Source organism: Armatimonadota bacterium (genome assembly GCA_031459715.1).
GTDB classification, from domain to species: domain Bacteria; phylum Sysuimicrobiota; class Sysuimicrobiia; order Sysuimicrobiales; family Humicultoraceae; genus Humicultor; species Humicultor tengchongensis.
Genome location: JAVKIA010000056.1, coordinates 1 through 10,561, shown reverse-complemented (window position 1 = coordinate 10,561; position 10,561 = coordinate 1). Strand labels below are relative to the sequence as shown.

The 10,561-nt window shown below is 64.8% G+C and carries 8 protein-coding genes; 2 read left to right on the top strand and 6 right to left on the bottom strand.

Annotated elements, in window-relative coordinates:
* From dnaE to QN152_13265, 3 genes are all read right to left on the bottom strand, one after another.
* The coding region (gene dnaE / locus QN152_13275) for a DNA polymerase III subunit alpha (GenBank protein MDR7540477.1) at positions 1 to 1,989 on the bottom strand (1,989 nt) is incomplete at its 3' end.
* A 93-nt stretch (positions 1,990 to 2,082) separates the two neighbouring features.
* Positions 2,083 to 2,787 carry a hypothetical protein gene (locus QN152_13270; GenBank protein ID MDR7540476.1) on the bottom strand — a complete coding sequence of 235 codons (705 nt, stop codon included), beginning with the start codon at positions 2,785 to 2,787 and terminating at the stop codon, positions 2,083 to 2,085.
* Positions 2,788 to 3,185: 398 nt separating this feature from the next.
* On the bottom strand, positions 3,186 to 4,250 hold the full coding sequence (locus tag QN152_13265) for an IS110 family transposase (protein MDR7540475.1): 1,065 nt from the start codon (positions 4,248 to 4,250) through the stop codon (positions 3,186 to 3,188).
* 302 nt (positions 4,251 to 4,552) lie between these two features.
* Between QN152_13265 and QN152_13260 the strand changes: the two genes are divergently transcribed.
* Together QN152_13260 and QN152_13255 are read left to right on the top strand one after the other, a co-directional pair.
* Positions 4,553 to 4,828, top strand: coding sequence for an AbrB/MazE/SpoVT family DNA-binding domain-containing protein (locus QN152_13260; GenBank protein ID MDR7540474.1), 276 nt, complete (start codon positions 4,553 to 4,555; stop codon positions 4,826 to 4,828).
* A 4-nt stretch (positions 4,829 to 4,832) separates the two neighbouring features.
* The gene (locus tag QN152_13255) at positions 4,833 to 5,252 is read left to right on the top strand and encodes a type II toxin-antitoxin system VapC family toxin (protein MDR7540473.1); all 420 of its coding nucleotides are present in this window, start codon (positions 4,833 to 4,835) and stop codon (positions 5,250 to 5,252) included.
* Positions 5,253 to 5,493: 241 nt separating this feature from the next.
* Here QN152_13255 and QN152_13250 read toward each other — a convergent pair whose 3' ends face one another.
* From QN152_13250 to QN152_13240, 3 genes are all read right to left on the bottom strand, one after another.
* On the bottom strand, positions 5,494 to 6,672 hold the full coding sequence (locus QN152_13250; GenBank protein MDR7540472.1) for a DNA polymerase Y family protein: 1,179 nt from the start codon (positions 6,670 to 6,672) through the stop codon (positions 5,494 to 5,496).
* A 277-nt stretch (positions 6,673 to 6,949) separates the two neighbouring features.
* Positions 6,950 to 9,301 carry a hypothetical protein gene (locus QN152_13245; GenBank protein ID MDR7540471.1) on the bottom strand — a complete coding sequence of 784 codons (2,352 nt, stop codon included), beginning with the start codon at positions 9,299 to 9,301 and terminating at the stop codon, positions 6,950 to 6,952.
* 774 nt (positions 9,302 to 10,075) lie between these two features.
* The coding region (locus tag QN152_13240; GenBank protein ID MDR7540470.1) for a replication-relaxation family protein at positions 10,076 to 10,561 on the bottom strand (486 nt) is incomplete at its 5' end.

Genomic DNA, 10,561 nt, shown 5'->3' with positions numbered 1-10,561 from the left:
CAGCGTCTCCGACAGCACCGGCTCCAGCGCAGGATGATCGTAGGTCACCGGCTCCTTGCCCATGCGACGGCGAATGTAGGGGTTGACAGCGCCGCCCACGATGGGCCCCGGCCGGATGATCGCCACCTCCACCGTCAGGTCCTCCAGCGACCGCGGCCGCGTGCGCGGCAGCGTCTGCATCTGCGCCCGCGACTCGATCTGAAAGACGCCCATCGTATCGGCCTGGCAGATGGCGTCGTACACCCGCTCGTCGCGGAAGTCGATGCGGGAGAGGTCGATCCGTTTGCCGTGATGCTCCGCGATGAGGTTCAGGCATTCGTCCACCGCCGAGAGCATCCCCAGGGCCAGGAAGTCGATCTTGATCATGCGCGCGTCGTCCACGGAGTCCTTGTCCCACTGGATGAGCACGCGCCCCTCCATGGCCGACTGCTCCAGGGGCACCAGCTCCACCAGCGGCTTCGAGGAGATGACCATGCCGCCCACATGCTGGCTGACGTGGCGGGGGAACCCTGCGATCTGCTCCACCAGGTCGGCCAGGTGTCGCCAGAGGGGAGCGTCCAGCTTGTCGCGGTAGTGGGCCAGGCGCCCCATCTCCTCGCGGATGGTCTTGGCGGAGCCGCCCTCGCTGACCTTGGCCAGCCGGTCCAGCTCGGCGGGCGGCAGGCCCAGGACCTTGCCGACCTCGCGCACGGCGCCGCGGATGCGATAGGTGGGGAAGGTGGCCACCAGCCCCACGTGCTCCTGGCCGAAGTGCTCGTAGATTCGCAGGATCAATCTCTCGCGGATGTCGCGGGGGAAGTCCAGGTCGATGTCCGGCACCGAGGCCATCTCCTCGTTGAGGAAGCGGCCCAGGAAGAGGCCGTTGGCGATGGGGTCGATGTGCGACAGCCCGATGAGGTAGCAGATGAGCGAGCCCACGGACGAGCCGCGGCCCCGGCCGGGTGGGGCCAGGGCGGGCCGGCCGCGCACCTCCTCGGCCACCTGGTAGGCGAGCTGGAGGATCTCGCGGTGGATGAGGAAGAAGCCGGCCAGCCCGTGCTGTTCCACTAGTCGGAGCTCCTCCTCCAGGCGCTCGCGTACCACCGGCGTGATGCGGCCGTAGCGGAGCTGCGCTTCGCGATAGCAGAGCTGGCGCAGGTAGGAGTCCATCGTCTCGCCCTCAGGGACAGGGCAATCGGGGAAGCGGTAGTCCAGGTCGCGGGTGAGGTTGAACTGACAGCGCTCGGCGATGCGGACGGTGTTGGCCACGGCCTCCGGGTAGTCGCGAAAGAGCGCGGCCATTTCGGCCGGTGGCCTCAGGTAGTACTCGGAGTTCTCGCGGCGCAGGCGGTGGCTGGCGTCCAGCGTCGTGCGGTTCTTGATGGCCACCAGCACGTCCTGGAGGCGGTGGCGCTCCCGCACATGGTAGTGGACGTTGCCCGTGGTGACGACACCCACCCCGATGTGCTCGGCCAGGTCGGCCAGGGCGCGGTTGCGACGGCCATCGCCGTAGACCAGATTGTTCTGAAGCTCGATGAAGAAGTCTTGCGGGCCGAACATCGCGGCGTAGCGGCGGGCGGCCTCCTCCGCCTCGCCATAGCGACCCTCCGCTACCAGCGACGGCACCTCGCCCCGCCGGCAGCCAGAGAGGGCAATGAGCCCCTCGGTGTGGCGGGCGAGCACCTCGGGCTCGATGCAGGGCTTTCCGCGCTCGTGCTCCAGATGGGCGTGGGTGAGAAGACGACAGAGGTTGGCGTAGCCGCGCTGGGTCTCGCAGAGGAGGGTCAGGTGGTGGCCATCGGCCAGCGTCACCTCGGCGCCGGTGATGGGCCTGAGGCCCCAGGCGCGGGCGCACTGGGCGAACTCCATCGCCCCGTAAAGACCGTCGTGGTCCGTGAGGGCGAGGGCCTCGTATCCCAGCTCCCGCGCCCGCAGCACCAGCTCCTCGATGTGCGAGGCGCCATCGAGGAAGGAGAAGTTGGAGTGGGCGTGGAGCTCAGCGCAGGCCACGCCTACAGTATACGAACATGCGTTCGTATAGTCAAGGAACTGGTCACGCAGCTGCCGTGGCCTCGTGCGTGCGCCTAGGCTCCGGCGCCAATGCTACATTTTCGGAGTGGTAGTACCATCATGAGAGAGAACGATGGCGACGTCGGCCTTTAGGGTCGTGCTTCCGGCCGCCCAGGCGCTGTATGACCACCAGCCGCCAACGACTGGAAAGAGCGGGAGCCTACCGCTGGCCATCCGCACCCAGCCGCCCGTGACTACCAGCAGGCCCGCAGGCTCGCCGGCGCCGAGGCCTGCCATGGCCGCGTTAATCACCGCTCTACCTTGGGCGGTGACCCGTATCTCCTCGATCTGTCTCTTCTCCGCACCTGGTCCCAGCGACCCGGCCGCGGCAGCGCCGGCCTCAGAGCACATGACAGCGTCTATGGAGTACCACGCCGCGGTGCTGGTAGGATCCATCACCCAGCCCCAGCAGCGTATCTCACCGATGGTGGCGGCGCCCTCCACGAGACTACCGTCGGGGTTCACCGAAGCGAGAGGCTTCATCATCCTTGGCTCGCAGAATGGTCCGGGCTGGGGCTCCGAGAAGTCGCAGGCTGGATCGCCTGTGATGCTGGAGAGACCCTGGTACCCCGCCAGGTCGGGCACCACGGCGAAGCTCAAACGCAGGAATGGCGCCTCCATTTCCTTCTTTGCCTCGGCGATACCAGGCCTTAGCTGGCTTAAGAGCGTCCCGCCCGTCAAGGCCGCTCCCCCCGTGACCGCGAAGCCCAACAGCCGCCTTCGGCTTATTGATGACACCGTAACCGCCTCCTCCCGATGTTAACTGCCACAGTTACGCCGCCGATGGCTGAGTCTGGTCGGGGCAAGCAGCCGTAGCTGTGATGCCCCCGTCAGCTGTTGGCACCCGCCATCGCGTCGCACACGCTCCTTACGGCAGGAAATTATGGTCAACCCGACGGAAAAGTCAAGCCTGCGGGCGGGAATTTCCAAGAAAGTCTTTGCATCCTGCATCCTCCTATGAACGCGCAGTGACCGTCAATCTGTTGTCAATCGTCGACCCTCGCCGCGGCCTCGCCTTCTGCTGCCTCGGATTGGGTCCGTGACCAACCTCCCATCGGTCCCTCAGTTAGAGAGAACACATCGTTACATGCGGCCAGGTCCCAGGCTGCCCAATCTCCATTCGGGGTGCGGCTCCGCTAGTGCAGCCCACCAAGGATGCACGAGGGCGGCCTGGAACCGGCGACCTGACTACGATAATAGGGCCTACCCTGACTGAGAACCCGGTACACGACTGTGGCCAGGCGTCCGGCGGTAGCGATCTTCGCCGGGTTAGGCCCTGCTCTCGCCTTAATCCTGGCGTAGTAGGCAGCCAGACTCGGATCGCCCCGAACGGCCGGCCAGATGGCCTCCACGAAGGCCCAACGCAGGTACTTGTTTCCCTGCTTGGTCAGTCGGCCATGGTAGGTTCTTCCTCCAGAGGAATGGGTGGAGGGGACGATCCCTATGTAGCTGAAGAACTTCTTTTCGCTGGAGAACCGCCTCACATCGTCGACCTCATGAGCGATGAGGACACCGAAGAATTTGCCGATCCCGGGGATGGTCTCCAGAAGCTTGACTCTTTCGTCTCCGTGGGCCAGCTTCTCTACCAACGCATCACTACGCCGGACGTGCTGCTCCAGGGCCCCGTAGAGCTCCAGTTCCTCATCCAGCATCTGCTGATCTTCGCTCCTCAGGGAGACACCTCTAAGCCACAGCAGGTCTTCCTTGGAGAAAATGTCCTTGCAAGGCTGAGACTTGGCCAGTTCCGGATAGCGGTCCAGGAGGCCCCGGACACGGTTCTTGACCATCGTGCGTACGCGGACGAAGAACATCCTCTGTCGCAGTATGTTGCGGGCGACGCGCGTTGCCTCGGCTGGCACATGGGCCTCAGGCAGAAGGTCACAACGCAAGAGGTGAGCCAGCACCTCAGAGTCTATCTTGTCCGTCTTGATCCTGGCCTCGGCGATCGCCTTAACCTTGAGGGGATGGGCCAGATGTACTTCCCCCACGAGTTCCTCCAGCCAGTCGTACATCACCATCCAGTTCCTGCTAGCCTCCAGAACAGCGGCCGCCTCACCGTCGCAGTTGGCGCGGCTCACGAACTCTCTTACTTCCTCCCGGTCGTTCGCCACCCGCCCTCGGGCGCGTATGTTGCCCGTCTCGTCCATGGCTGTCATGTATGAGTAGCCTCGGTGGTAGTCGACGCCGATATATGTTCGCATGTCGTGCACCTCCTGCGTGCAGCTTACTTGAGGTGCACTGCGTGTTCATGTAATTCTCCGCTTGCCGGACCGGGTACGCTGCCGCTATTCGGTCGACGTCCAGCAGCAACTGCTACACCCGGTCGCTGGACGGCGCTTCCACGAGGCGTTGTCGATGTGCCTGCCCCTCGATGGAGCAGGCGCTGTCCACGAGGGAGCGGCGACTCTGGCAGCGGAGATCGGCATAGAAGCGCTTCATTATCGATACTATCTGGCTATTTTGTTATACTAAATTGAGTCATGTAGCACGAAAGGAGAGAGAGGTGGCTACCGTCACGGTCTCCAAAAAGGGCTGGGTGGTGATCCCCCGCGAGATCCGGCAGCGCTACGGCATTCGGCCTGGGGACAGGGTGCAGGTGGTGGACTACGCCGGGCGTATCGCCATTATTCCGGCCATGAAGGACCCGATCCGGGAAGCGAGAGGCATGCTGAAGAGGGGTCCTTCCCTGACCGAGGCTCTGCTGGAGGAGAGGCGCCAGGAACTGAAGCGCGAGCAGGAAGAGATGCAGCGGTGGGGCGCCCGTAAGGAAGGCTCGTAGCCCGATGGCGGCCCGATACGTGCTGGACTCCTTTGCTCTGATGGCGTTGTTCCAGGAGGAGCCGGGAGCAGCCAAGGTGCAGGAATTGCTCGCGGGCGCCCAGCGAGGTGAGCATGAGCTATACATGTCAGTCGTGAACCTGGGCGAGATGGTCTACACGGTGGGGAACCGCCGTGGCCTCGAGGCTTCCCAGGAGGCGCTGGCGGCGGCCGATCAACTGCCCATCGAGATTGTGGGGGTTGACCGGCCGCTGGCTCTGTCCGCCGCCCGCCTGAAGGCGGCCAGCGGCATCGGCTACGCCGACTGTTTTGTGGCCGCCCTCGCTCAGCGCTTGGGCGGCGCCGTTGTCACCGGGGACCCCCACTTCCGCCAGGTCGAACACTTGGTGGCGGTCGAGTGGCTTCCGTCGGCGGACACTCAATAGACCTGGCTCGCCCATCGTAGTCCTATCAAATCCTGGTACACCGTCACTGTCCGCCCGTCTTCTAGAAGCAGGCTGAAGTACGTCCGCGAGACCGGCTGCTCCCGCCACCATTCGTCGTCGATGCGCCAAATCTCCAGTACCGCCGCCACGGCGTAACGACGACCCGAGAGCCAGATAGCAAGAGGCCGGCCGTCCTCATTGGCCTCCACACAAACCGGCCGCGGGCGGTTTAGAGGCCTGGCTACGCCGACTGGTCGAACTCGACGAAGGCCACCCGCCGCTCGGGGATGCGCGACCATGGCTCCACCTCCACCACCTTCCCTATCGCCGCGCGCCCCTGCTGGGCGCGTAGTTGGCGCGCCGCCTCTTCCACCTGCCGCCACAGCTTCCCCTTCCCTTCCAGCATGCTGGCCTGCTTGCCGGACTCGGCGCTCAGGCCCACCAGTTCCACCTCCAACTCCTCCACCGGTCGCTCGGGCGGATGCCGGGCGACGGCGTTCTTGACGGCGAACCAGGCGTCGCGGGGGTCGGCCAGCGCCTCGTGGAAGGGCACCGCCAGTTCCCACGTCCCGCCAGTGTCCAGAGCCGCCCGCACCACGGCCTTGCGTACCCAGCGGCCGCGGCGGTCGGGACCGGCGTAGGCGGTGTGGACCAGCCGCTCCACGCCCACTAGGATCGCCTCCAGAGTGACCGCTTGGGCCGCCAACTGAAGCCGCCGGACCACAGTCTCTTCCTTCACCCGTGGCACCAGCGGCTCGCTATCGATGCCCTGGGCCAGTTCCCAGCAGCGCCTGCCCTCCGGCCCGAACTGCTGCTGGAACGCCCCCAGGGGCAGCCGGGCGATGTCACCTATCCTGTAGAGGCCCAGCAGGCCCAGCCGCCAGCGCATGGAGTCGCTGGCAGGCAGGAGATCGATGGGCAGAGGCGCCAGGAAGGACGCCTCCTCACCCGGCGGCACGATCTTCGCCAGGCCGGGCCGCGTAGTCTGGGCCGCCACTCGCGCCGTGAACTTCCCCCCGGCGATGCCCACCGCAGCCATGAAGCCGAAACGCCGATGCAGGGAGGCGATAAGACTATCGGCGAAGGACTCTGGCTGCAACAAAAGGCCACCCAACGACAGGTAGGCAGTGCCCAAATCGGCCAACTCCACCGCTGGGCTGTAGCCCTCGAGGAAGTCCAGCACCTCCTCGAAGCGGCGCTGATAGTGGGGCAGGTCCGGCGGCAGCACCACCGCCCGGTGGCAAAGGCCGATGGCCTCCGACATGCGCATGCCCTGCCGGACGCCTGAGGCCTCCGCACCCAGGGAGCAGTCGAAGACGCTGGCGTCGCCGATGAGGATGAGGCGGGTAGCTACGTCGTTGCGGCGCTGCCGCTCGACTTCGACGGCGAAGCGGGGGATATGCACGCAGGCGATGTCCATGGGGCGACCTCAGTACGTCATGAGTATAAGAACTTATGTTCTCTTCTGTCAAGCTCGGGTGACGCTATCGTTGAGGCTATGTCTGGAGGAATAGAGACGGTTCTTGGCAGCCTTGGTGAGGTGAGTTGTCGCGGCTACGCGTACGGCCGCGGGCCCCGCCGGATGTGGGCCACGGGCGTGGCCGGGCCGGACACGCAGCTACCTCCCAGTCAGAAGACCCCCGAGCCACACATAGCTGTAAACGTGGCTTTTCTCTATGTCTTCACAACCCTCTATGCTAGGGCGTGGCTTCTAGCTCCAGATCGTCCCATTCGACCGCCCAGGAGTCCTCGTACATCCAGCCCGCGGCGAACTCGAAGGCGACCCTCACGGTGCGCACCCGGCTCCAGTCGAGGCTGAAATCAGAGGAAGGCCGGACGTTGAGCCGCTGCCAATTGGGCTCCTGGCCCTGACCGTGCACCAGCACCACCCTGGGCAGGAACTCGCCAGACATGCCGTATAAAGGAGGCGTGCAATAAGATGTGCCTTGGCCGCTTCGGTCGTCGCAGGAGACGCGGTACTCGAGCCGGTCCACCCTGGGGTCCTGACTGTCCACAAGTCTCCTTCCCTGGCTGTCCAGAAAATACAAGGCAATGCTGGCATAGCCTTCCTTGCCGCCCTGAGTGTCAGCGGGAGAGCTGAACTGGGGCACCCGCCAGGAGACAGCGAGGTCGAGGGTTTCGATAGAGAAGCCTGGCGGCACGGCGAAGTCACGTGTCGCGGTGAAGCTGACGCAGTCCTTGCCGTCCATCTGGCCGCCCTGGGCTTCCTGGCGCAGGTAGCCATCGATGGACTGGTTCACCTCACTGGAAGTGGGAACGCAACCGCCCGGCGGCGAGAGCTGCCAGCGGGAGAGGGGGTCGCCTGTCTGAAAATCCTCGGTCTCCCGCCAGGTCGAGGGCGGCGCGGGTTGAGATGTGAAGACGGCGGTGACGCTCCTGTCGGAGCTTATGCTGACGGTGCAGGTGGCGCCGGAGACCGAATCACAGCCCGACCAGGAGGACAACTGCCAGCCCGGATCGGGCGTGGCGGTCAGCGTGACCGTGGTGATGAAGCCATTGTAGGTCTCGCTGCAGTCGGTGCCGCACTGGATGCCGGGCGGGCCGCTGGCCACCGTGCCCTGGCCCACCCTGCTCACCGACAGGGTGTACGTGGGTGCCTGGAGCAGCGGCCATTTCTGTTCCCAGAACGGCCAGGAGAAATCGGCTAGTGTGCTGCTCAGCACTTCGGCCTCGATGCCGGCGGAAGCGCCTATGCCGCCATAGAGAGTCCACCAGGGCATCTCCGAGGGCTCGGCCTCGAACTGGAGGAAGCCCTCCAGGCCGAAGTACGGCCCCACAACCCAGTAGACCTTGGCCCCGATCTGGCCTTCCAGATACACCTTAGCCTCGGCGCTGCCGGTGATGGTGGGCTGGGAGGCGGAGAAGGTGGGGGCGTACTCGTTTACGGACCGCCAACCCTGGCCACGGAGGTAACCGACGCCGGTCCTAAATCTGTTCTGCACGGTAAGTCCGGCGCCGAGGTCGGCGGTGGCCCCGATGGAGGCGCCCACGTTGAGGGAGGCCTCGGGCTGGAAGACGACGGGGACGGGGCCGACCATTACTACGATAGTAGGCAGACAGCCGACTCCGCACTCCCAGATCTCCTGCTCGGCGCTCACGGAGCCGCCGGCGCCGTTGAGGGTGGAGGTGGTCTCAAAGATGAGAATGGCCCTGGCCTCCTTCACGGGATAGCACCAGCAGTTCCAGTCCCAGCCGTCGAACGATATGGCGATATCAAGCTCGGCATTGAAGGAGACCTGACCAGAGACAGTGAATCCCGCCGGCCCACTTCCCAGCTGGACGTTGATGGGGATGGTAAAGCCCCAGGATGATGAGCCCGCCTGGCTGACCAGGTCACCTTGTGTCACCACCCCTGGGTGAGACGCCGGTTGAGTGGGGGCGAGAACCTGGTGGACGACTATGGTGCCGCGCTCGACGATATCCTCGAGGGTGGCCGGCGCTGTTTGGACGGCGATCTGCTGAGCTGTCGTGCTGATGGCGGTGACCTTGCGGAGGAGCGCGCCGCCAGCCGCACTGACGATGACGTCGCCCGGTTGCAGGCCAGCCGCGGCCTGCGCCTGGGGCTGGAAGTAGTAGGTGGAGCCTTCCTGCCGGACGAGCATCTGCATGGTGGCCTCGTCTAGCACCTTGGTGGTTTCGGGAATCTTCACCTCGCTGAACGCAAACGTGGCAAATACCGTCTTGTCCTGATCTACATTCACAGTGCACGAATTATCGGTGACCGAATCACAGCCGGACCAGTGGGAGAAGGTGGAGCCGGGCTCGGCCGTGGCGGTGAGAACGACGCTGCTGCCTGATGGGAAGCTTACGGATTGAGAGGTGCAGTCCTTGCCGCAGTCGATACCCCCGGGACTGCTGTTGATGACGCCCTCCCCGAACTTGTCCACGGCCAAGGTGAAGCTTGCGGTGCCCAGGGTGATGATTCCTTGGAGGTTATTGAGTGTCGTGAGCGTGCTGATTTCGGGCCGCCCAGAAAACCAGCGTGACCAGCCGCCAGTCCGGGGATCGAGGTAGTAGGCGGCCTCCACTGCACCGGGGCCGCAGGTAGCAAGCGCCTGGCCGGCACCAATGGCGTCATGGCCGCTCCAGACAGATATAGCCCACTTCCCGGCGGCGGGACAATCTTGCACCCTGTTTTCCGCCCCTGAAGGCACAGGTATAGGCGCTGGGCTAGCCGCTGCCGCCCCAAGGGCGACGATCCCTTGGAGGTTATTGAGTGTCGCCAGGGTGCTGATATCGGGGCGCCCCCGAATCCAGCGTGACCAGCTGCTGGTCTGGGGGTCGAGGTAATAGGCAGCTTCCACTGCATCGGGGCCGCACGTCGCCACGGCATCAGCGGCGGTCGTCCCATCTCGGCCGCTCCATACCGATATTGCCCACCTGCCAGGCGACGGGCAGTTGTGCATCGAGTCCGTCTCTGCCACGGATGAGCCAGACCCCGGCGTCCAGCCGAACGCTGGCAGACCTGAGGCGAGAGCCGCCGCCAATAGGGCCACCACTAGCCGGCTGCTTCGCATGACTCGGCCCCCGAAAGGGACCATGTTCGCTATTTTATACTACCGCCTGACGCGGGGGCTCACAACGAGGCTCATGCCATTAAGGTCGGCAGGAACAAAGCTGGCTGTGTAGAACGCCTCTCCGGCGCCGGGCAACTGACGGGCGTCGTCCTTCGAGTATCGACAATACGTGTCAGTCCAGAGGGGCGCCTTTATCGTCTCGGGTTCCTGGCCCGCGACCTGATGGAGCAGCAACGCCAGGCGAATGCTCTGTGACTGCCGGTGGATTCAACACTCGATGGGGGGCTAACGGGTGGGGGCGGGAGTTGCGTCAGCCTGCGGTGGCGCCGCGATCGACCCAAACAATCGAGCCTTGGCGCTCTCCCCCGCCAGTTGCCATATGGGCTCCACAATTTTCTCAGCGGTGATATCACTGAGGGGCGCGAACCAGAACATCCTCTGCCCGCCTTGGGACTCGGTGAGGCGTTTCAGGGATCTCATGCGGGTGACAGTGGGGGCGACGACCAATACCCTGAAGGACCTTCCCCCGAAGCGGGCTCGGAAGAGGGTCGACTGCTTGTAGGCCAGGTACCGCCGCGTCTTGGCGCCGAAGCGGCCGTGGCTTTCGGTGCCCATGTCCACCTCCAGAAAGAGGTGCAGCCGGCGCTGGCCTACGAGCAAGGTGAAGTAGGCATCAGGGCGCAAGACGAGAGGCGGCACCTTCTGGTCGGGGTCGTCCACATCCTCCCTGATGGGCAACTCGTAGCGCCAACCCTCCACGGCGTAGCCGTA

What these genes read in the sequence shown, in the direction of transcription:
- QN152_13250 (MDR7540472.1), bottom strand. Translation starts at nt 6,672, where the DNA reads ATGGACATCGCCTGCGTGCATATCCCCCGCTTCGCCGTCGAAGTCGAG.
- QN152_13265 (MDR7540475.1), bottom strand. Translation starts at nt 4,250, where the DNA reads ATGCGAACATATATCGGCGTCGACTACCACCGAGGCTACTCATACATG.
- QN152_13255 (MDR7540473.1), top strand. Translation starts at nt 4,833, where the DNA reads ATGGCGGCCCGATACGTGCTGGACTCCTTTGCTCTGATGGCGTTGTTC.